The 22,013-nt window shown below is 69.7% G+C and carries 17 protein-coding genes and 1 pseudogene; 9 read left to right on the top strand and 9 right to left on the bottom strand.

The features are described 5' to 3' along the window. The first annotated feature begins 3 nt into the window (after positions 1 to 3). A complete protein-coding gene (locus tag ACIP89_RS29610; RefSeq protein WP_402117610.1) occupies positions 4 to 1,182 on the top strand; it encodes an XdhC family protein in 1,179 nt (392 codons plus the stop codon). On the opposite strand, the gene ACIP89_RS29605 is transcribed toward ACIP89_RS29610, so the two are convergent. The 7 genes from ACIP89_RS29605 to ACIP89_RS29575 all read right to left on the bottom strand — a co-directional run bounded on the left by ACIP89_RS29605 (position 1,179) and on the right by ACIP89_RS29575 (position 10,895). Continuing rightward, on the bottom strand, positions 1,179 to 2,174 hold the full coding sequence (locus ACIP89_RS29605) for an ABC transporter ATP-binding protein (RefSeq protein WP_402117608.1): 996 nt from the start codon (positions 2,172 to 2,174) through the stop codon (positions 1,179 to 1,181). The two genes, ACIP89_RS29610 and ACIP89_RS29605, sit on opposite strands and share 4 nt — an antisense overlap. Next, the gene (locus ACIP89_RS29600) at positions 2,171 to 3,199 is read right to left on the bottom strand and encodes an ABC transporter ATP-binding protein (protein WP_402117606.1); all 1,029 of its coding nucleotides are present in this window, start codon (positions 3,197 to 3,199) and stop codon (positions 2,171 to 2,173) included. Before ACIP89_RS29600 ends, ACIP89_RS29605 begins: the two co-directional genes overlap by 4 nt. Further along, complete coding sequence (locus tag ACIP89_RS29595; RefSeq protein ID WP_401931897.1) at positions 3,196 to 4,164, bottom strand: ABC transporter permease; 969 nt, start codon at positions 4,162 to 4,164, stop codon at positions 3,196 to 3,198. The genes ACIP89_RS29600 and ACIP89_RS29595 overlap by 4 nt, the downstream gene beginning before the upstream one ends. After that, positions 4,161 to 5,243, bottom strand: a complete 1,083-nt coding sequence (locus tag ACIP89_RS29590; RefSeq protein ID WP_401931895.1) for an ABC transporter permease — start codon at positions 5,241 to 5,243, stop codon at positions 4,161 to 4,163. Before ACIP89_RS29590 ends, ACIP89_RS29595 begins: the two co-directional genes overlap by 4 nt. A gap of 123 nt (positions 5,244 to 5,366) precedes the next feature. Further along, positions 5,367 to 7,244 carry an ABC transporter substrate-binding protein gene (locus ACIP89_RS29585; RefSeq protein ID WP_402117604.1) on the bottom strand — a complete coding sequence of 626 codons (1,878 nt, stop codon included), beginning with the start codon at positions 7,242 to 7,244 and terminating at the stop codon, positions 5,367 to 5,369. Between the two features lie 197 nt (positions 7,245 to 7,441). Beyond that, a complete protein-coding gene (locus ACIP89_RS29580) occupies positions 7,442 to 10,225 on the bottom strand; it encodes an SCO5717 family growth-regulating ATPase (RefSeq protein ID WP_402117603.1) in 2,784 nt (927 codons plus the stop codon). A 436-nt stretch (positions 10,226 to 10,661) separates the two neighbouring features. Next, the gene (locus tag ACIP89_RS29575; protein ID WP_073739179.1) at positions 10,662 to 10,895 is read right to left on the bottom strand and encodes a DUF397 domain-containing protein; all 234 of its coding nucleotides are present in this window, start codon (positions 10,893 to 10,895) and stop codon (positions 10,662 to 10,664) included. A gap of 281 nt (positions 10,896 to 11,176) precedes the next feature. Here ACIP89_RS29575 and rpsO point away from each other — a divergent pair, with 281 nt between their 5' ends. From rpsO to ACIP89_RS29550, 5 genes and pseudogenes are all read left to right on the top strand, one after another. Further along, the gene (gene rpsO / locus ACIP89_RS29570; protein WP_018551846.1) at positions 11,177 to 11,467 is read left to right on the top strand and encodes a 30S ribosomal protein S15; all 291 of its coding nucleotides are present in this window, start codon (positions 11,177 to 11,179) and stop codon (positions 11,465 to 11,467) included. A gap of 270 nt (positions 11,468 to 11,737) precedes the next feature. Continuing rightward, positions 11,738 to 13,951 carry a polyribonucleotide nucleotidyltransferase gene (locus ACIP89_RS29565; RefSeq protein WP_073739180.1) on the top strand — a complete coding sequence of 738 codons (2,214 nt, stop codon included), beginning with the start codon at positions 11,738 to 11,740 and terminating at the stop codon, positions 13,949 to 13,951. Next, positions 13,948 to 15,327, top strand: coding sequence for a M16 family metallopeptidase (locus tag ACIP89_RS29560; protein WP_401932262.1), 1,380 nt, complete (start codon positions 13,948 to 13,950; stop codon positions 15,325 to 15,327). The genes ACIP89_RS29565 and ACIP89_RS29560 overlap by 4 nt, the downstream gene beginning before the upstream one ends. 19 nt (positions 15,328 to 15,346) lie before the next feature. After that, the gene (gene dapB / locus ACIP89_RS29555; protein ID WP_401932265.1) at positions 15,347 to 16,099 is read left to right on the top strand and encodes a 4-hydroxy-tetrahydrodipicolinate reductase; all 753 of its coding nucleotides are present in this window, start codon (positions 15,347 to 15,349) and stop codon (positions 16,097 to 16,099) included. A 14-nt stretch (positions 16,100 to 16,113) separates the two neighbouring features. Continuing rightward, positions 16,114 to 16,584 (top strand): annotated as a pseudogene (locus ACIP89_RS29550) (hypothetical protein); the annotation flags it as partial. 394 nt (positions 16,585 to 16,978) lie between these two features. Here ACIP89_RS29550 and ACIP89_RS29545 read toward each other — a convergent pair. Both ACIP89_RS29545 and ACIP89_RS29540 read right to left on the bottom strand, forming a co-directional pair. Beyond that, positions 16,979 to 17,530, bottom strand: a complete 552-nt coding sequence (locus tag ACIP89_RS29545; RefSeq protein WP_401932268.1) for a hypothetical protein — start codon at positions 17,528 to 17,530, stop codon at positions 16,979 to 16,981. A gap of 94 nt (positions 17,531 to 17,624) precedes the next feature. Continuing rightward, positions 17,625 to 17,864, bottom strand: a complete 240-nt coding sequence (locus ACIP89_RS29540; protein WP_401931884.1) for a hypothetical protein — start codon at positions 17,862 to 17,864, stop codon at positions 17,625 to 17,627. Positions 17,865 to 18,050: 186 nt separating this feature from the next. On the opposite strand from ACIP89_RS29540, the gene thyX reads away from it, so the two are divergent. From thyX to ACIP89_RS29525, 3 genes are all read left to right on the top strand, one after another. After that, entirely contained in the window at positions 18,051 to 18,788 is a 738-nt protein-coding gene (gene thyX / locus ACIP89_RS29535) for an FAD-dependent thymidylate synthase (protein WP_402117602.1), read from the top strand. Between the two features lie 152 nt (positions 18,789 to 18,940). After that, positions 18,941 to 19,840, top strand: a complete 900-nt coding sequence (gene dapA / locus ACIP89_RS29530) for a 4-hydroxy-tetrahydrodipicolinate synthase (RefSeq protein WP_073739187.1) — start codon at positions 18,941 to 18,943, stop codon at positions 19,838 to 19,840. A gap of 132 nt (positions 19,841 to 19,972) precedes the next feature. Next, positions 19,973 to 21,658 carry a ribonuclease J gene (locus ACIP89_RS29525; protein ID WP_371775832.1) on the top strand — a complete coding sequence of 562 codons (1,686 nt, stop codon included), beginning with the start codon at positions 19,973 to 19,975 and terminating at the stop codon, positions 21,656 to 21,658. Positions 21,659 to 22,013: the final 355 nt, after the last annotated feature.

The raw sequence follows: 22,013 nt of genomic DNA, 5'->3' as shown, positions 1-22,013 counted from the left end.
GCCGTGCGTGAACTGCTTCCCGAGCTGCGTGCCTGGCACGAGGCCGGCACCCCGTTCGCCCTGGCCACGGTGGTCTCCGTCCGGGGCAGCGCCCCGCGGTCCCCGGGCGCCGTGATGGCGGTGACCGCCGGCGGAGCGGTGGCGGGGAGCGTGTCCGGTGGCTGTGTCGAGGGCGCGGTGTACGAGCTGGCCGGCGAGGTGCTCGCCTCCGGCATCCCGCAGCTCCAGTCGTACGGGATCAGCGACGACGAGGCCTTCGGTGTCGGGCTGACCTGCGGCGGCACGATCGATGTCCTGGTCGCGCCGTTCGCCTCCGCGGCCGACCGCGCCTGGCTGCGGGGAGTCACGGACTCGATCGCGGACGGCGAACCCGTCGCCGTGGCCACCGTCCTGCCGGGCCCGGCCGCGGCCGGGGCCAGGCTGGTGGTCAGGGGCGACGGCGCACAGGGCTCGCTCGGCAACGAGGGGCTCGACGCGGCCGTCACCGACGACGCCCGGGGACTGCTCGCCCAGGGGGCCACCGGCCTCCAGCGGTACGGGGAGCGCGGGGAGCGCCGGATGCAGGACGTCTCCGTCTTCGTCCAGACGTACGCGCCACCGCCCCGGATGCTCGTCTTCGGCGCCATCGACCACGCGGCCGCCACCGCGCGCATCGGTTCGTTCCTCGGGTACCGGGTCACCGTGTGCGACGCCCGTCCGGCGTTCGCGACCCGTGAGCGGTTTCCCACCGCCGACGAGGTCGTCTGCGCCTGGCCGCACACCTACCTCTCGGACACGGAGATCGACGGGCGCACGGTCGTCTGCGTCCTGACGCACGATCCGAAGTTCGATGTCCCGCTGCTGGTCGCGGCGTTGCGAACGCCCGCCGCCTACATCGGTGTGATGGGGAGCCGGCGCACCCATCTCGACCGGATCGCCCGGCTGCGCGAGGAGGGGGTGGCCGAGAACGACCTGACCCGGCTCGCCTCGCCCGTGGGCCTCGACCTCGGCGCCCGTACGCCGGAGGAGACGGCGGTCTCGATCGCCGCGGAGATCATCCAGCACCGCTGGGGCGGCACGGGGCGGCCGCTCGGCGAACTGACGGGCACGATCCACCACGAGCGGCGGGAACAGCGCCGGCGGGCGGACCCGGAACCCCGGACCGGCCCGCCGCCGCATCGGCCCCCGCCGGGCACTCCCTAGGCCGGAGCCTTCGCCGCCGCGTTCGCCCAGTGGCACGCCACCTGCGTCTCGCCGCCCCCCGCCAGGACCGGGAGATCCTTCGTACGGCACGCGTCCGCGACCCCCGCACGCTCCGCCTCGCCCGAGGCCAGCACCTGGCAGCGCGCATGGAAGCGGCAGCCGGACGGGATCTTCGACGGGTCCGGCGGCTCACCGGTCAGCACCACCGGATCGCCCGCCGCCTCCGGCAGCACCGACAGGAGCGCCTGGGTGTACGGATGCCGGGGCGCCGTCAGGATCTGCTCGACGTCACCGGTCTCCACGATCCGGCCGAGGTACATCACCGCCACCCGGTCCGCGATGTTCCACGCCAGGCCGAGGTCGTGCGTGACCACCAGCGCGGACAGGCCCAGCTCGTCCCGCAGCCGCAGCAGCAGCGCCAGGATCTCGCCGCGCACCGAGGCGTCCAGCGAGGCCACCGGCTCGTCGGCCACGATGAGTTCCGGCTCCAGGACCAGGGCGCCCGCGATCACGACGCGCTGGCGCTGGCCGCCCGACAGCTCGTGCGGGTAGCGCAGGAAGAACCGCTCCGGGGGCCGCAGCCCCGCCCGGGAGAGGGCGTTGGTGACCGCCTCCCGCTCATCGCCGGCGTACCGGTGGATCCGCAGCCCCTCGGCCACCGCGTCGTACACCGTGTGGCGCGGGTTCAGCGAGCCGCTCGGGTCCTGGAGCACCAGCTGGACCCGCTTGCGGTACGCCTTGAGCGCCCGGCTCCCGTAGCCGAGCGGCTTGCCGCCGAAGGTGATCTGCCCGGAGACGGGCGGGACCAGGCCCAGCAGCGAACGGGCCAGCGTCGTCTTGCCGCACCCGGACTCCCCGACCAGGGCGACGATCTCGCCCGGCCTGATGTCCAGGTCGACGCCGTCGACGGCGCGCGCAGGCTCCACGCCGTGCCGGCCGGGGAAGGTGACGTGCAGCGCCTGGGCGCTGAGCAGGTCCGTGGTGCTGGTCATGTGGTGCTCCTTGCTTCCTCTGCGCCCGGCAGGACCGGGGCGGCGGCCCCCTGCGGACCCACCAGCACACAGGCGGCCCGCCGTCCCGGCCCGGCGTCCCGCAGCTCCTGGTCCTGCGTGGCGCAGGAGTCCAGGGCCACCGGGCAGCGCGGGTGGAACGTGCAGCCGGCCGGCAGCGCCGACGGGTCGGGCGGATCGCCGGGCAGCCCCCGGGGAGCGAACCGGGAGGCCGGGTCCCCGATGCGCGGGAAGGCGCCCGACAGGGCCTTGCTGTACGGGTGGGTCGCGTTCTCGTAGACCTCGGAGGCGGGGCCCTGCTCGACGACCCGGCCCGCGTACATCACCGCGAGCCGGTCGCAGGTGTCGGAGAGCACCGCCAGGTCATGGCTGATCATGATCAGTCCGAGGTCCTGCTCGGAGACCAGCTGCTCGATCAGGCGCAGGATCTGGGCCTGGATCATCACATCGAGGGCGGTCGTCGGCTCGTCGGCGATAATCAGCCCGGGGTCGCAGGCGAGCGCCATCGCGATCATCACGCGCTGCCGCTGCCCACCGGACAGCTCGTGCGGATAGGCGTCCACCCGGGCAGCGGGCAGACCCACCTGTTCCAGCAGCTCACCGGCCCGCTTGCGGGCGTTGGCCTGGGACGCCTTGCTGTGCAGCACGATCGGCTCGGCGATCTGGTCGCCGATGCGGTGCACCGCGTTGAGCGAGTGCATCGCGCCCTGGAAGACGATCGAGGCACCGGCCCAGCGCACGGCCCGGACCTGGCCCCACTTCATGGTGAGGACGTCCTCGCCGTTCAGCAGGATCTCGCCGGTGACCTTGGTGCCCGCGGGCAGCAGCCGCAGCAGCGCGAGCGCCAGCGTCGACTTCCCGCAGCCCGACTCCCCGGCGATGCCGAGCTTCTGGCCCGCGTCCACCTCCAGATCCACTCCGCGGACCGCCTGGGCCCCGCCGGCGTACGTCACCGTCAGACCGCGGACCTGGAGCAGTGACGTCTTACGGATGCTCGTCGTGCTCAACGGGCCACCCCCAGCTTGGGATTGAGGACGGTCTCGATGGCACGGCCGCACAGCGTGAACGCCAGTGCCACCAGGGCGATGGCGATTCCGGGCGGTGCCAGGTACCACCAGTCGCCGGAGCTGACCGCGCCGGCCTCGCGGGCGTCCTGGAGCATGCCGCCCCAGGAGGTGATGGTCGGGTCGCCGAGGCCCAGGAAAGCCAGGGTGGCCTCGGTCAGGATCGCGCTGGAGATCACCAGCGTGGTCTGGGCGAGCACCAGCGGCATCACGTTCGGCAGGACGTGCCGGGTCATGATGTGGCCGTGTCCGCCGCCCAGCGCGCGGGCCCGCTCGATGTAGGGGCGGGACTCCACGGCGAGCGTCTGCGCCCGTACCAGGCGGGCGGTCGTCGGCCAGGTGGTGACGCCGATCGCGATGATGACCGTCCACAGCGAACGGTCCATCACGGTGGCCAGCGCGATGGCCAGGACCAGGGTCGGCATCACCAGGAACCAGTCGGTGACCCGCATCAGCACCGTCGAGTACCAGCCGCGGAAGTGGCCCGCGAGGATACCGACGACCGTGCCGATGGCGACGCAGAGGAAGGCGGCGAGCAGCCCCACCGTCAGCGAGACGCGCGCCCCCCACACCAGCAGGGCGAGCACGCTGCGTCCGAACTGGTCGGTGCCGAGCGGGAACTCACCGCTCGGGGACTCCAGCGCACCGCCGGGGGCGGAGGTGACGCTCTGCGAGTCGGCGCCGGCCAGGACCGGCGCGAACAGGGCGATCAGCCCGATCAGGATCAGCCCGGCCAGCCCCCACAGTCCGCCCGGGTGCCTGCGGTACTCGCGCCAGAAACGGGCCATGGAGCGGCGCTTGCGGGCCCGTGCCAGCGCACGCGGGCTCTTGGCCGCCCCGGTTCCGGGGCTTTCGGGTGCGGGCTTCTCGGCCTCGGGGGTGGAGGCCGGCATGGATTCGGTCGTCATCGGCCCACCCGGGGATCGAGCAGCGGATACAGCACATCGGCCAGGGTGTTCGCCAGGATCACCGCGGTGGCGAAGACGAAGAACAGCCCTTGGACGAGCGGCAGGTCAGGGACGCTGAGCCCCTGGTAGAAGAGGCCGCCCAGACCCGGCCAGGAGAACACCGTCTCGACCAGGATCTGTCCGGCGACCACATGTCCGAGGTTGACGAACATCAGCGTGAAGGTCGGCAGCATCGCGTTGGGCACGGCGTGCTTGCGGCGTACCGAGTCGTCGCGCAGCCCCTTCGCACGGGCGGTCGTCAGATAGTCGCTGCCCATCTCGTCGAGCAGCGAGGAGCGCATGACCAGCAGCGTCTGCGCGTAGCCGACCGCGACCAGGGTGATCACCGGCAGCACCATGTGGTGCGCCACGTCGAGGACGTAGGCGAAGCCGGTCTCGTCGCCCGACTCCAGGCCGCCGGTCGGGAACATGCCCGGGATCGGCCCGATGCCCACCGAGAAGACGATGATCAGGAGCAGCCCGAGCCAGAACGACGGCACCGAGAAGAGCGTGAGCGCCAGCGCGGTGTTGAACCGGTCGCTCATGGAACCGTTGCGCCAGGCGGTACGGGTGCCCAGCCAGATGCCGAGCGCGCTGTAGAGGACGTACGCCGTACCGGTGAGCAGCAGCGTCGCCGGAAGGGCCTCGACGATCTTGTCCATCACCGGGGCGTGGAACTGGTACGAGGTGCCGAAGTCACCGGTGAGCGCGTCGCCCACGTAGCTGGTGAACTGCTGCCACATCGGCTGGTCCAGGCCGAACTGATGACGCAGCGAATCGAGCTGCTCGGCCGAGACCCGGCGGCCGCCCGTCATCTGCTTCACCGGGTCGCTGGGGATGAGCCGGAAGAGGAAGAAGCTGGTGACCAGAACGGCGAACAGGGAGACGGCCGCGCCGAGGATCTTGGCGGCCACATACCGGAGATAGGCCTTGGTGTTGCGCGCCCGTGGACCGCGGGCGGCCGCCGGACCGGCCGGAGCCGGACCGTCGGTATCCGCATCCGCCTGTTTCACGAGCGCCGGAGTGCTGTCAGCTGTCATGAGGGAACTCTCGTTACTCGTGCTGCGCTTAGAGGGACACCGGCCGGCGGGGCCGCGGTGCTTCGGGCCCCGCCGGCCGCTCCCTCTCATCCCGTCCGCGGAAAATACCCGCGGTCCATGGAACTACTCGCGGTCGTCCGCGGTGGTGCGACGCCGCCTCATGAGGAGGAATCCGCCACCCGCGAGGACCACGACGACGACCACGATGCCGATGACGACCCCGGTGGAACCCGATCCGCCGTCGCTGTCCGAGCCGTCGCCGCTGCCCGCCGGTACGGCCGACCACCAGCTCCAGTAGCCGTCCTGGCCGTAGATGTTGCCGGCCGCCTCGGGCATCGTCGTGATCGACTTGATCTGGTCGGTGCGGTAGGCCTCGACCGCGTTCGGGTACGCGATGACGTTCATGTACCCGGAGTCGTAGAGCCAGGACTGCATCTGCTTGACGATGTCCGCCCGCTTGGCCGGGTCGTACTCGGCGAGCTGCTTCTTGTACAGCTCGTCGTACGTCTTGTCGCAGATGAAGTCGTCCGTGGTCGCGCTCTCCTTGGCCTTGACCGGCAGGGCGGCGCAGGTGTGGATGCCGAGGACGAAGTCCGGGTCGGGGTTGACGGACCAGCCGTCGAAGGCGAGGTCGTACTCACCGGCGTACCAGGGCACGGAGACGTCGTCGAGGCAGTCGACCTTGAGGCCGATGCCGAGCTTCCCCCACCACTCCTTGAGGTACTTGCCGATCGCCTTGTCGTTCGGGTCCGTGGCGTGGCAGAGGATGCGCAGGTCGAGCGGTTTGCCGTCCTTGCCGACGCGCTGGCCGCCCTTGAGCCTGTAGCCCGCCTGGTCGAGCAGCTTGGCCGCCTTGGCCGGGTCGTAGCCCAGCTTCTGGTCCGCCGAGGGTTCCCACTTGTACGCCGGGAAGCGCGGCGGGATGTAGCCCGTGCCGTTGACGGCGTGGCCCTGGAAGACCTTGTCGATGAGGGTGTCGCGGTCGATGGACAGGAAGAGCGCCTGGCGGACCTTCAGGTCGAGCAGCGCCTTGTTGCCGTCGCCGAACTTCTTGCCGTCCTTGGTCTGCGCGCCGGGGTTGGTGGCCAGTGCGAAGAACCGGCGGCCCGGACCCTCGTTCACCTTGACGTTCTTCTCGCCCTTGAGCGAGTTGGCCTGGGCGGGCGTCAGCGCGGGCGAACCGGCGACGAAGGAGACCTCGCCCTTGCGGAGTGCGGCGACCGCGGCGTCCTGGTCCTTGTAGGTCTTGAAGACCAACTCGTCGAACTTGGGCGAACCGCGCCAGAAGTCCTTGTTGGCCTTGAGCTTCACATACTGGTCGACCTTGTAGTCGGTCAGGACGAACGGCCCGTTGCCCACGATCGGGAACTTCGTGTCGTTGTTGAACTTCGAGAAGTCCCCGACCTTGTCCCAGAGGTGCTTGGGGACGATCGGGACATCGAGCGCGGCCATGGTGGCCTGCGGTTCCTTCAGCTCGATGACCAGCTTCGTGGGGCTCGGAGCCGTCACCTTCTTGAAGTTGGTGACGAAGCTGCCGTTGGCCTGGGCCGCGCCCTCGTCGGTCATCATCTTGTTGAAGGTGTAGGCCGCGTCCTCCGCGGTGGCCTGCTGACCGTCGGACCACTTGGAGTTGGACCGAATGGTGTAGGTCCACGTCAGCTTGTCCGCGGACGGCTCCCACTTGGTGGCCAGGCCCGGGATCGCGTGGTTGTCCTTGGGGTCGTAGTTCGTCAGGAAGTCGTACATGAGCCGGGTGAGGCTGGTGCTCATCAGCTTCTGGGCGAGGAACGGACTCAGTGAGTCGACGCTCTGCGCGACCGCGACGGTCAGTGTCGTCCTGCCGCTGTCGGCGGCCTGCGCCTGCTGGGGCGATGCGGCCCCGAGCGGGACCCCCGGTACGACGGACGCTGCGGCGAGCCCGAGGGCGGCGGCACCGGCGGCCAGGAGGATACGCAGACGTGAGCGTGGCTGGGCGGCGGGTGGTGGGACTCTTTCGACCATGGTCAGGGACCTCGCGTCATGACTCGCACGGAGAAGGCGGGTTGATCTGTGGATCGCCAGCTGGTGAAGCGAAGGTTTATCAGCGGTGGTCGAGCCGCGTCAACGGTCATCGAAACGGCGTGTGGGCTGCGGGAATGCGCAGAGGGCCCGCATCGTGGAGACGATGCGGACCCTCATTGGTTTAGACCTCTGACGCCTTACTGCTGAGGCGCTGGCGGCGGCTGCTGCTGCCACCCGGCGGGCGGCACGGGGCCCTGCAGTCCGGGATGCGCGGGCTGCCCCGGCTGACCGGGCTGACCGGGCTGTCCGCCGTACTGCTGCTGCGGCTGACCGTTCGGATCCGCGGCGGGCGGCTGGGCCTGCGGAGGCTGCTGCTGCCAGCCCTGCCCGCCACCGGGAGCCTGCTGCTGCGGGTAGGGCTGCTGTCCGCCGTACGGCTGCTGGGGCTGCTGACCGCCGTAGGGCTGCTGCTGGGGCGGATACGGCTGGCCCGGCTGCTGGGGCGGGTAGGGCTGCTGGCCCGGCACCTGCTGCTGGCCGGGCATCGGCGGGGCGTACTGCGGCGGTTGGTTCCCGCCTTGCGACGTCCACAGCCCCTGCTGCTGCTGGGCACGCGCGAAGTCCTCCGCGACGAGGGCGGAGAGGTTGAAGTACGCCTCCCGCGTCTTCGGACGCATCATGTCGAGGTCCACCTCGGCACCGGCCGACAGATGCTCGTCGAACGGTACGACGACCACGCCTCGGCAGCGCGTCTCGAAGTGCTGCACGATGTCGTCGACCTTGATCATCTTGCCGGTCTCGCGGACGCCGGAGATCACTGTGAGCGAGCGCTGCACGAGGTCGGCGTAGCCGTGCGCCGACAGCCAGTCCAGTGTGGTGGAGGCACTTGACGCACCGTCGACCGAAGGCGTGGAGATGATGATCAGCTGGTCGGCGAGGTCGAGCACACCGCGCATCGCGCTGTAGAGGAGACCGGTGCCGGAGTCGGTGAGGATGATCGGGTACTGCTTGCCCAGCACCTCGATCGCGCGCCGGTAGTCCTCGTCGTTGAACGTCGTCGAGACAGCCGGGTCCACGTCGTTGGCGATGATCTCCAGACCGGAGGACGCCTGCGAGGTGAACCGCCGGATGTCCATGTACGAGTGGAGGTGCGGGATCGCGTGGACCAGGTCGCGGATGGTCGCCCCGGTCTCGCGGCGGACCCGGCGGCCCAGCGTTCCGGCGTCCGGGTTGGCGTCGATGGCGAGGATCTTGTCCTGCCGTTCGGTGGCCAGGGTGGAGCCGAGCGCGGTGGTCGTCGTGGTCTTGCCGACGCCGCCCTTGAGGCTGATCACCGCGATCCGGTAGCAGGAGAGGACCGGGGTGCGGATGAGTTCGAGCTTGCGCTGACGCTCGATCTCCTCCTTCCTGCCGCCGATCTTGAAGCGTGAGGCCGCGGACGGCCCGCGGCTGCTCTTCGTCTTCTGCTTGCCCCGGACCAGCCGGTCCGACGAGAGCTCCACCGCGGCCGTGTACCCCAGCGGCGCGCCCGGCACCGAACGCTCCCGCTGGTCGTGGGTGACGGGAGTGGGCCAGGCGGCTCCGGTGCGCGGGTCGACGGGCGCCCCCTGCGGCGGAAGCTGCTGTCCGGGCTGACCTGGCTGTCCGGGCTGACCCGGCTGGGGCGGGGTGATCTGGGCGGGCAGGTTCGGGTTGTTCGGGTTGTTCGGGTTGTTCGGGTTGCCCTGGGGGAAGCCGTAGCCGCCCTGCTGCTGTGGCTGAGGTCCGGGCGGCGGCAGCGGGGCGCCACCGCCGCCCTGCTGCTGAGCGGGCCACTGCGCCGCCTGCGGCGGCTGAGGGGCCTGCGGTGCGTAAGGGGAGGGCTGCTGCGCGTGCGGCATCGGGAGCGGGGCTCCGGACTGCGGCTGCTGCGGCTGCTGCGGCGCGGGGGGCTGCTGAGGGAAGCCGTAGCCCGGCTGCGGGGCGGGCGCTCCGGGCTGGGGCTGCTGAGGGAACGCGGGCTGCTGTGGGTTCTGGGGTGCCTGCGGGTTCTGGGGCACCTGGGGTGCCTGGGGCACCTGGGGTGCCTGGGCCGCCTGGTTCTGCGGAAAGCCGTAGCCGCCCGGTGCCACGTTCGCCGGGGGCTGTCCCGGCCACTGCGACGCGGGCTGGGGCGCGGCGGGCTGCGGCGCGGCCGGCTGGAACGAGGGCGGCAGCGGCGGCAGCCCGCCCTGCGGCGGTGCCGGCGCCCAGGGGGCGGGGGCGTTCTGCGGGGCGTCGGGGGCGGGCGGGGCATCGGTGTTCCGCGATGTGTCGGTGTTCCGCGATGCGTCGGTGGAGGGGGCGTCGGCCTGCGGTGTGCCGTCGGCGCCCGCGCCGTTCGTCGCGTCCGCCGAGGGCTCGTCGGGCTCCGTTGCCGAGGTGTCGGACGGCGCAGCCGCGTCGGGCTCGCCCTCCTCCCCGGTGGTCCCGTCCTGTCCGGCGTCCGGGTCCGTACCCGAGTCACCCGCGTCCGCGTCCGTACCCGCGCCATCGGCGCCCGGCGAACCGGCCGGCGTCTCGCGCTCCGCGATCTCCCGCCTCAGCGCGGCGGACGAGAACCGCACGGTCGAGCCGCTCTCCACATCGCCGTTCCCGGACGGATCGGCCGCACCGCCGATGTCCGCGGCGCCCGTCGGCGGCACCGGGGGAGCCGGCTGCACGGGGGCGAGCGGTGCCGGAGTGGGCTGAGCCGGGGCGGGCGGTGCCGGAGTCCAGCCGGGTTCGAAACCGCCGCCGGCCGGCAGTCCGGGTGCGGACACCGGTGCGCCATTGGGGGGCGGGGGCGGAGCCAGGTGTGTTCCTGCGCCGCCCGAGGAGTCGCCCGGCGTATTCTGCGTGTACCAGGCGGGCGGGGTGTAGTCGATGGTGAACTCACCCGTCGTCTCGGCGGGCTCCGCGTCGGTCGACTCGTCGACGGGCCTGTCCCAGCTCCCGCGCATCTCGTCCCGATCGCCGTTCACTTTGCCTCCTGGTGTGGTCGAGCACCCTCTGTGCCGTGGTGGGTGGGGGCGACCGTTCCCATAGTGCGAACCGCCCGGCTCTCCCCCTGTAACGCGCGTTGCCTGCCCGCAGGTTCTTCTGCCGCGTCCGGACCCACCCTAATCGTCATCGGGCCCCGTACGGCAGGCCGTCCGGCACCCCGGGCACTGTCCCCTACGTCAGGTACTGCCCCCAAGTGAACTGAGTACGGCAGAGAGTGAAGGGAGATGCGATCAAACGGGCGCATCTACGCAGGGAAACCTGAACATTTCGCACACGACGGTGGGCACGTCCATCTGAACGTGCCCACTGTGCCCACCGCGACCCGTGCCCACCGCGACGTGCCCACCGCGGCAGCGGCCGAGTCCGGGTCCGGGTCCCGTCGTGCCCCTTGTACCGGCGCTCCGCTCCGCTCCGCTACTTGAGGTCGAACTCGCCGTCCCGGGCACCCAGTACGAAGGCGCGCCACTCGGCCTCCGTGTAGCGCAGTACGGTCTCGGGATCCAGCGAGGACCTCATCGCCACCGCCCCGCCGGGCAGATGTGCGATCTCGACGCGCTCCTCGGCATCCTCGGTGCCGGGCGCACTCAGCCATTCCACCCCCGAGATGTCGAGTGCGTACAGCTCGTCCTTCTCCGCCTGCGTGCCCATCGTCAAGGGTTCCTCTCCGTACGGTGGCTCTGCACGGCACCGTACAGGCCCGGAACGGGCGGGGGGCCCGGTCCGGGATTCCGCAGCGCGCGGTCCGGATCCGCGCTCCCGTCGGGTGCGCTCCGGGCGGCTGGTAGTCTGGCTGTGGCCGTTTGTGTACGCGTTCCCGGTTCGTTCTGGGAACTGCGCTCATCGGACCTTCGCTCCCGAGTCACGCAAGCTCCCCTGAGATCAAGACCAGGGGCACTCGTGGGCGCATCGAACACCTAGAGGAGTACCGCGTGCCGCTCGACGCCGCTACGAAGAAGCAGATCATGACCGAGTTCGCGCAGAAGGAGGGCGACACCGGTTCCCCCGAGGTTCAGGTGGCCATGCTCTCCCGCCGCATCTCGGACCTCACGGAGCACCTCAAGACGCACAAGCACGACCACCACTCCCGTCGTGGTCTGCTGATCCTGGTCGGCCAGCGTCGCCGCCTTCTGCAGTACCTGGCCAAGAAGGACATCCAGCGCTTCCGTGCGCTCGTCGACCGCCTCGGCATCCGCCGTGGCGCGGCCGGCGGCGCCAAGTAAAGACGCTGTGAAAGGGAGCGGTGCCCGTATCCATGGGGCCGCTCCCTTTGCCGTACGTGCGGGACTGGGGTCAAGCTCAGTAACCTGGACGTACAACACCAGACGAGGAGAGGCGCCCCACGGCCGCCGCCGGTCCTCGGTAGTGGCCCCCGGGACAACGCCCGGGAGCTTCGATCGAAGACCGGCCCCGCACACACGGTGCGCCTCTCCGCACCGTCCTGCGCCACACGGGCGACAGGACGAAAGACGACGAGTATGGAGAAAACACTAGTGGAGAACGAGACCCACTACGCCGAGGCCGTTATCGACAACGGAACCTTCGGCACCCGCACCATCCGCTTCGAGACGGGCCGCCTGGCCAAGCAGGCCGCCGGCTCCGCCGTCGCGTACCTGGACGACGACACCATGGTGCTGTCGGCCACCACCGCTTCCAAGCGGCCCAAGGACCAGCTCGACTTCTTCCCCCTCACGGTGGACGTCGAGGAGCGGCAGTACGCCGCAGGCAAGATCCCCGGCTCCTTCTTCCGCCGGGAGGGCCGCCCCTCCGAGGACGCGATCCTCACCTGCCGCCTGATCGACCGCCCGCTGCGCCCCTCCTTCAAGAAGGGCCTGCGCAACGAGATCCAGATCGTCGAGACGATCATGGCGCTCAACCCCGACCACCTGTACGACGTGGTCGCGATCAACGCCGCCTCCGCCTCGACGATCCTGGCGGGCCTGCCCTTCTCCGGCCCCATCGGCGCCACCCGCGTCGCCCTGATCAAGGGCCAGTGGGTCGCCTTTCCGACGCACACCGAGCTTGAGGACGCCGTCTTCGACATGGTCGTCGCCGGTCGCGTCCTGGAGGACGGCGACGTCGCGATCATGATGGTCGAGGCCGAGGCCACCGAGAAGACCATCCAGCTCGTCAAGGACGGCGCGGAGGCCCCGACCGAAGAGGTCGTCGCCGCCGGTCTGGAAGCCGCGAAGCCCTTCATCAAGTCGCTCTGCAAGGCCCAGTCGGACCTCGCCGCCAAGGCTGCCAAGCCCACCGGCGAGTTCCCGGTCTTCCTCGACTACCAGGACGACGTCCTGGAGGCGCTCACCAAGGCCGTCAGCACCGAGCTCGCCAAGGCACTCACCATCGCCGGCAAGCAGGACCGCGAGGCGGAGCTCGACCGCATCAAGGAGATCGCGGGCGAGAAGCTCCTCCCGGCCTTCGAGGGCCGCGAGAAGGAGATCTCCGGTGCCTACCGCGCGCTGACCAAGAAGCTGGTCCGCGAGCGCGTCATCAAGGACAAGGTCCGCATCGACGGCCGCGGCGTCACGGACATCCGTACGCTCGCCGCCGAGGTCGAGGCCATCCCGCGCGTGCACGGCTCGGCGCTGTTCGAGCGTGGCGAGACCCAGATCCTGGGCGTCACCACCCTCAACATGCTCCGCATGGAGCAGCAGCTGGACACCCTCTCCCCGGTGACCCGCAAGCGCTACATGCACAACTACAACTTCCCGCCGTACTCCGTCGGTGAGACCGGCCGGGTGGGTTCGCCCAAGCGCCGCGAGATCGGCCACGGCGCGCTCGCCGAGCGCGCCATCGTGCCGGTGCTGCCGTCGCGCGAGGAGTTCCCCTACGCGATCCGCCAGGTCTCCGAGGCGCTGGGCTCCAACGGCTCGACGTCCATGGGCTCGGTCTGCGCCTCCACCATGTCCCTGCTGAACGCCGGTGTGCCCCTCAAGGCCGCCGTCGCCGGTATCGCCATGGGCCTGATCTCGCAGGAGATCGACGGCAAGACCCACTACGTCGCCCTCACCGACATCCTCGGTGCGGAGGACGCGTTCGGTGACATGGACTTCAAGGTCGCCGGTACGAAGCAGTTCGTGACCGCGCTCCAGCTCGACACCAAGCTCGACGGCATCCCCGCCTCGGTCCTGGCCGCCGCGCTGAAGCAGGCCCGTGACGCCCGCCTCCACATCCTCGATGTGATGAACGAGGCCATCGACGTCCCGGACGAGATGTCCCCGAACGCCCCGCGGATCATCACCGTCAAGATCCCGGTGGACAAGATCGGTGAGGTCATCGGCCCCAAGGGCAAGATGATCAACCAGATCCAGGAGGACACCGGCGCCGACATCACGATCGAGGACGACGGCACCATCTACATCGGTGCCCAGCAGGGCTCGCAGGCCGAGGCCGCGCGCGCCACGATCAACGCGATCGCCAACCCGACCATGCCGGAGGTCGGCGAGCGCTACCTGGGTACGGTCGTCAAGACCACCACCTTCGGTGCGTTCGTCTCCCTGATGCCCGGCAAGGACGGCCTGCTGCACATCTCGCAGATCCGCAAGCTCGCCGGTGGCAAGCGCGTGGAGAACGTCGAGGACGTGCTCGCCGTCGGCGCCAAGGTCCAGGTCGAGATCGCCGAGATCGACTCCCGCGGCAAGCTCTCGCTGATCCCGGTCGTCGAGGGTGAAGAGGACGAGAAGAAGGACGACGCCGCCAAGTGACGTCCCGTAGTTCCGTGACGACGGCCCGCACCTCTTCGGAGGCGCGGGCCGTCGCCCGTACCCAAACGCTTCTCAAGGGCAGCAACGGCATCGGCACGGTCCGCCGCACGGTCCTCCCCGGCGGCCTGCGCATCGTCACCGAGACCCTGCCCTCCGTACGCTCCGCCACCTTCGGGATCTGGGCCAACGTCGGATCACGCGACGAGACCCCGACCCTGAACGGCGCGACGCACTACCTCGAACACCTCCTCTTCAAGGGCACCGGCACCCGCAGCGCCCTGGACATCTCCTCCGCCATCGACGCGGTCGGCGGCGAGATGAACGCCTTCACGGCGAAGGAGTACACCTGCTACTACGCACGGGTCCTCGACACGGACCTGCCGCTGGCCATCGATGTCGTCTGCGACATGCTGACCGGCTCCCTGATCGCCCCCGAGGACGTCGACGCCGAGCGCGGCGTCATCCTTGAGGAGATCGCCATGACGGAGGACGACCCGGGCGACTGCGTGCACGACCTGTTCGCGCACACCATGCTCGGCGACACCCCCCTGGGACGCCCGGTCCTCGGCACGGTCGACACGGTCAACGCCCTGAGCCGCGGCCAGATCGCCCGCTTCTACAAGAAGCACTACGACCCGACGCACCTCGTCGTCGCCGCCGCCGGCAACGTCGACCACGCCACGGTCGTACGCCAGGTCCGCAGGGCCTTCGAGCGGGCCGGCGCGCTCTCCCGCACCGACGCCACCCCGGTGGCGCCCCGGGCGGGCTCCCGCACGCTGCGCACCGCGGGCCGGGTCGACCTGATCAACCGCAAGACCGAGCAGGCCCACGTCGTCCTCGGCATGCCGGGACTGGCCCGCACCGACGAGCGCCGCTGGGCACTCGGGGTACTCAACACTGCCCTCGGCGGCGGAATGAGCTCCCGCCTCTTCCAGGAGGTACGGGAGAAGCGCGGTCTCGCCTACAGCGTGTACTCGTACACCTCGGGCTTCGCGGACTGCGGCCTCTTCGGGGTGTACGCGGGCTGCCGGCCCAGCCAGGTGCACGACGTCCTCAAGATCTGCCGCGAGGAGCTCGACCGAGTCGCGTCGGACGGACTGGACGACGACGAGATCGGCCGGGCCATCGGCCAGCTCTCCGGATCCACGGTCCTCGGCCTGGAGGACACCGGCGCGCTGATGAACCGCATCGGCAAGAGCGAACTGTGCTGGGGCGAGCAGATGTCGGTCGACGACATGCTGGCCCGCATCGCACAGGTCACCCCGGACGATGTCCGGGCGGTGGCGGGCGAGGTCCTCGGACACCGCCCCTCGCTGTCGGTCATCGGCCCGCTCAAGGACAAGCAGGCCGACCGCCTCCACGAATCAGTGGCCTAGTCACCCGAAAGAAGTAAGCATGAGCAAGCTGCGCGTAGCCGTTCTCGGTGCCAGGGGCCGTATCGGCTCCGAGGCGGTACGAGCTGTCGAGGCCGCGGAGGACATGGAGCTGGTGGCCGCACTCGGCCGCGGCGACAAGCTGGAGACCCTCACGGACACCGGCGCCCAGGCAGTCGTCGAGCTCACCACCCCCGCCTCGGTGATGGAGAACCTCGACTTCTGCGTCCGGCACGGCATCCACGCGGTGGTCGGCACCACCGGCTGGACCGACGAACGGCTCGCGCGGCTGAACACCTGGCTCTCCGGCTCGCCGGAGACCGGCGTGCTCATCGCGCCCAACTTCTCCATCGGCGCGGTCCTCACGATGAAGTTCGCGCAGCAGGCCGCGCGCTACTTCGAGTCGGTCGAGGTGATCGAGCTCCACCACCCGAACAAGGCCGACGCCCCCTCCGGCACCGCCGCCCGCACCGCCCAGCTCATCGCCGCCGCCCGCCGCGACGCGGGCAGCGCACCCCAGCCGGACGCCACCAGCACGGCGCTGGACGGGGCGCGCGGAGCGGACGTCGACGGGATTCCGGTCCACTCGGTCCGGCTCCGCGGCCTCCTCGCCCACCAGGAGGTGCTGCTCGGTAGCGAGGGCGAGACCCTCACCATCCGGCACGATTCGCTGCACCACAGCAGCTTCATGCCGGGCATCCTGCTCGGTACCCGCCGGGTGGTGACCACTCCGGGCCTCACGTTCGGCCTGGAAAACTTCCTCGACCTGAACTGACTGAGCCCACCGCCATGCGCGCAAAGATCACGTACACCGTCACCGCCGCCGTCCTGGTCTTCTACTTCGTCCTGGCCGGCAGCCGAGGCATCCTGCTCATCCGGCACGGCACGCTCCTCACGGTGACCTTCGGGGTCGCGGTGCTGATCCTGCCGCTGATCGGCATCTGGTTCCTCTGGAAGAACACCCAGTTCGTCCGGCGGGCCAACGCCCTGGCCGCGGAGCTCGACGCCGAGGGCGGGCTGCCGGTCGACGACCTGGCCCGCACCCCGAGCGGCCGCATCGACCGCGACGCCGCCGACGCGGCCTTCGCGCGCCGCCAGGCGGAGACGGAGGACACCCCGGACGACTGGCGCTGCTGGTTCCGCCTGGCAGTCGCCTACCAGGACGCCCGGGACACTCCCCGGGCCCGCAAGGCCATGCAACGGGCCATCACCCTGCACAGCACCACCACAGCCCCGTCAAGCCCGACAACCACGCCAGTCACTCCAAGCCCGTCGGGGACTCCGGACCGGACAGGTGCCTCAGGTGCCTCCGGCTCTTCAAGCTTGTCGGGGACCTCAGACCGGACAGGCCCCTCAGGTGCCTCCGGCACTCCAAGCCCGTCAGGGACTCCAGACCCGACAGGTGCCTCAGGTGCCTCCGGCTCTTCAAGCTTGTCGGGGACTCCAGACCGGACAGGTGCCTCAGGTGCCTCCGGCTCTTCAAGCTTGTCGGGGACCTCAGACCGGACAGGCCCCTCAGGTGCCTCCGGCACTTCAAGCCCGTCCGGCGTTTGAGGACGATCTTTTGAGCCCGTCCGGCGATTGAGGACACAGAAAAGCCGCCCGGCGACTGAGGGAGACACCCCCGGTCGCCGGACGGCAAGGCCACAAGGCCCTAGTGCTGCCGGTACTCGTCCCCCCAGGCCTCAATCGTGTCGGCGGCCCGGTCAAACGCCTCGCTCCGCGTCAGGAAGTCCGCGTTGGAGTCCGTGAGCAGCGGCGGCACCGCGTCGCCACCCCGGCGCACGACGATCAGGGCCTGGCCCTGAACCGTCCGGGGGAAGCCGAGCCACTTCACCGGCTGCTGCACCGTACGGACCTCCGTGGCGCGGTTCCACGGCACGGTCGTCGTCCGGAAGAAGCCGACGCGGCGCACGCCGTGCCGGCTCACCCAGGCGCCGATCCGCAGCATCCGCAGGGCGCAGATGATCACCGCGAGGGCGAGCGCCAGACAGGCACCCGCGCCGGGCACGGCTCCGGCGAAGGCGATGACCATCCCCGCGAACAGGATGAACGAGGCGAGCAGCAGAAGGGTGGCCGCAGCCGCGACCCGCCACGGTCCGGGGCGGTAGGGACGCCGCCAGCTGTCGTGGTCGTCGAACGGCAGCGCTACATCCTCAGCGCTCGCGTCAAACGCGCGGTCGGCCGTCAGGAAGGGCAGGGGCACGACTGATCCTCACTCACAAGCACGCTCGATTGCTGTGCCCGGTGAGGCTACCGAGGGGGTGGCAGGGCGTACCACCCCAGGGGGCCCGTACGAGTCAGTGCCCCGGTGCTGCCTCGGTCTGCTGGCTGTGCGACGACGACTGATCGGGTGCCAGGGCCGGAAGGCCGAGCAGCAGTGATCCGGCGAGGCCGGCGATCACGGCGAACCCGACGAGGCCGCGGGCCGCCAGCTCGGAGAGGGTGGTGCGCTCCCGGGGAGGCGGTGTGACGTTGCTGCGGAATCGGTCGGCCTCGGCCACGAACGAGAACGGGACGGCTTCACGCCGGCGGAACATGAGGTAACTCTCCTTGAACTCTGTAGCAGGTGGTGCTACTGAGTCAGACGCACGGCGGGCCCGATCGGTGCCCCGAATCGCCGAATTGGTCGAAAGAATCCTCGAAAGGGCGGTGCCGACCGCGTTGTCAGTGGCGGCCCGTAGAGTGGGCGCCGCCCGAGCGACGCCATTGGAAGGACCCCGCCGGTGACCGAGACCCCCGAGCCCGCAAAGCCCAGCTTCCGCAGTGATGTCACCGTTGACCTGGTGAAACATGCCGCAGGTGACTCCGATGTGCTCTTCGCCGCCCGTGTCTCCACGGCCGGCGAGCAGTCGCTGGAGGAGGTCACCAAGGATCCTGAGCGCTCCAAGGGGCTCATCAACTACCTGATGCGGGACCGGCACGGCAGCCCGTTCGAGCACAACTCGATGACGTTCTTCATCAGCGCCCCGATCTTCGTCTTCCGCGAGTTCATGCGGCACCGCGTCGGCTGGTCGTACAACGAGGAATCGGGCCGCTACAGGGAGCTGGAGCCGCTCTTCTACGTACCGGGGGAGTCCCGCAAGCTCGTCCAGCAGGGCCGTCCCGGCAAGTACGAGTTCGTCGAGGGCACCGAGGCCCAGCAGGAGCTCACGGGCCGCGTCATGGAGGACTCCTACCGCCAGGCGTACGAGGCGTACCAGGAGATGCTCGCGGCGGGCGTCGCCCGCGAAGTGGCCCGTGCGGTTCTCCCGGTCGGGCTGTTCTCCTCGATGTACGCCACGTGCAACGCCCGCTCGCTGATGCACTTCCTCGGCCTGCGCACCCAGCACGAACTGGCGAAGGTCCCGTCCTTCCCGCAGCGCGAGATCGAGATGGTCGGAGAGCGGATGGAGGCGCACTGGGCTGAGCTCATGCCGCTCACCCATGCAGCCTTCAACAAGAATGGACGCGTCGCCCCATAGGCGGTGTCCGTATTGCGGCGTTTCGTGAAGTTCATCTAGGCTGATCAAACGGACCCGGCACTGCTTGAACCCCCGAGCAGGCAGTGCCGGGCTCCTATCGCTTGTCCCCCCGAGGGGACACCGGGCGCCGAGCAACGAGTAGCGTGTTACCCATGGCTCCGATCTCCACTCCGCAGACCCCCTTCGGGCGGGTCCTCACCGCTATGGTCACGCCCTTCACGGCGGACGGCGCACTCGACCTCGACGGCGCCCAGCGGCTCGCCACCCATCTGGTGGACGCAGGCAACGACGGCCTGATCATCAACGGGACCACCGGCGAGTCCCCGACCACCAGCGACGCGGAGAAAGACCAGCTCGTAAGGGCTGTGCTTGAAGCAGTGGGAGACCGGGCGCACGTCGTCGCCGGCATCGGCACCAACGACACCCGCCACAGCGTCGAGCTCGCCCGCACGGCCGAGCGGACCGGCGCACACGGCCTCCTCGCCGTGACGCCGTACTACAACAAGCCGCCGCAGGAGGGCCTGCTGCGGCACTTCACGGCGATCGCGGACACCACCGGCCTGCCGGTGATGCTCTACGACATTCCCGGCCGCAGCGGTGTGCCGATCGACACAGAGACGCTCGTGAGGCTCGCGGAGCACCCGCGCATCGTGGCCAACAAGGACGCCAAGGGCGACCTCGGCCGGGCCAGCTGGGCCATCGCCCAGTCGGGCCTCGCCTGGTACTCGGGCGACGACATGCTGAACCTCCCGCTCCTCTCGGTCGGCGCGGTCGGCCTCGTCTCCGTCGTCGGCCACGTCGTCACCCCCGACCTGCGGGCCCTCGTGGAGGCCTTCCTCGGCGGCGACGTCCAGAAGGCCACGGAGATCCACCAGAAGCTGCTCCCCGTCTTCACCGGCATGTTCCGTACCCAGGGTGTGATCACCACCAAGGCCGCGCTGACCCTCCAGGGCCTCCCCGCGGGCCCGCTGCGCCTCCCCCTGGTCGAACTCTCCGCACACGAAACGGCACAGCTCAAGATCGATCTCGCCGCCGGTGGGGTACAGCTGTAACCACAGACTTCACAACTGAATACGCGAAGAAACCTCGCAAGAGGGCAACACCCCAAGACAACAGCAAGTGCACGATTGACATGCGCGCCACGTGCCCAAGCGGTACGTGGCGCGTGTGGTAAGGAGAGTCTTTTGAGTCATCCGCATCCTGAACTCGGCACCCCGCCGAAGCTCCCGAAGGGCGGCCTGCGGGTCACCCCGCTCGGTGGCCTCGGCGAAATCGGCCGCAACATGACGGTCTTCGAGTACGGCGGCCGCCTGCTCATCGTCGACTGCGGTGTCCTCTTCCCCGAGGAGGAGCAGCCCGGAATCGACCTGATCCTTCCGGACTTCACGACGATCCGGGACCGCCTCGACGACGTCGAGGGCATCGTCCTCACGCACGGCCACGAGGACCACATCGGTGGTGTCCCGTATCTGCTGCGCCTGAAGCCGGACATCCCGCTGATCGGCTCCAAGCTGACCCTCGCGCTCATCGAGGCGAAGCTCCAGGAGCACCGCATCCGTCCGTACACCCTTGAGGTCACGGAGGGCCAGCGCGAGCGCATCGGCGTCTTCGACTGCGAGTTCATCGCGGTCAACCACTCCATCCCGGACGCCCTCGCGGTCGCCATCCGCACCCCCGCGGGCATGGCCGTCGCCACCGGTGACTTCAAGATGGACCAGCTTCCGCTGGACGGCCGCCTCACCGACCTGCACGCCTTCGCGCGGCTGAGCGAGGAGGGCATCGACCTGCTGCTTTCCGACTCGACGAACGCGGAGGTGCCCGGCTTCGTACCGCCGGAGCGGGACATCTCGAACGTCCTGCGCACGGTCTTCGCCAATGCCCAGAAGCGCATCATCGTGGCGAGCTTCGCCAGTCATGTGCACCGCATCCAGCAGATCCTCGACACGGCCCACGAATACGGCCGCCGGGTCGCTTTCGTCGGACGGTCGATGGTCCGGAACATGGGCATCGCCCGTGATCTCGGCTACCTGAAGGTTCCCGCGGGTCTCGTCGTCGACGTCAAGACCCTCGACGATCTGCCGGACGACGAGGTCGTGCTGGTCTGCACGGGTTCACAGGGCGAGCCGATGGCGGCCCTGTCCCGGATGGCCAACCGCGATCACCAGATCCGGATCGTCCAGGGCGACACCGTCATCCTCGCGTCGTCGCTGATCCCGGGCAACGAGAACGCGGTCTACCGCGTGATCAACGGCCTCACCCGCTGGGGCGCCAACGTCGTCCACAAGGGCAACGCCAAGGTCCACGTCTCGGGCCACGCCTCGGCCGGCGAGCTGCTGTACTTCTACAACATCTGCAAGCCGAAGAACCTGATGCCGGTCCACGGCGAATGGCGCCACCTCAGGGCCAACGCCGAGCTGGGCGCCCTCACCGGCGTACCGAAGGACCACATCGTCATCGCCGAGGACGGCGTGGTGGTCGACCTGATCGACGGCAAGGCCAAGATCGTCGGCAAGGTCCAGGCGGGCTATGTGTACGTCGACGGCCTTTCGGTCGGCGACGTCACCGAGACCTCCCTCAAGGACCGCCGCATCCTGGGCGACGAGGGCATCATCTCCGTCTTCATCGTGGTCGACAGCAACTCCGGCAAGATCGTGGGCGGCCCCCACATCCAGGCCCGGGGCTCCGGCATCGACGATTCGGCGTTCAGCGCGGTCGTACCGAAGGTCCAGGACGCACTCAACAAGTCCGCCCAGGACGGCGTGATGGAGCCGCACCAGCTCCAGCAGCTGGTCCGCCGCACGGTGGGCAAGTGGGTCTCCGACACCTACCGCCGGCGCCCGATGATCCTCCCCGTCGTCGTCGAGGTCTGACCCCCGACAGGCGCGAACTCCGGAGCGGGGCCCCCGATTTGCATCGGGGAGCCCCGCTCCAGTACGTTTACGGCTCCGCCTCACCGGGAAGCACCGCGCGCACTCGTGCGCCGCGTGACGCCCGCGGAGGATGGAAATTCCGACTCAGAAGTTCTGATAAAGTCGGATCAGCCGAAAGGCAAGGCCACTTCAACGGCCACCGGAATTCAAATTCGAACCGGAAACGGAACGAAATAGAGTCTGGTAAGGTTGGAACCGCTGGAAAGGGAAACGCGAAAGCGAAGAACTGGAAAGCGAAAATGCGAGGCCCGCTTCGACCGGGAATCGGACACGAAAGAGTCTGATAGAGTCGGAA

It is taken from the genome of Streptomyces sp. NPDC088730, from assembly GCF_044751215.1.
GTDB lineage: Bacteria > Actinomycetota > Actinomycetes > Streptomycetales > Streptomycetaceae > Streptomyces.
This window is presented reverse-complemented; position numbering and strand designations above follow the sequence as displayed.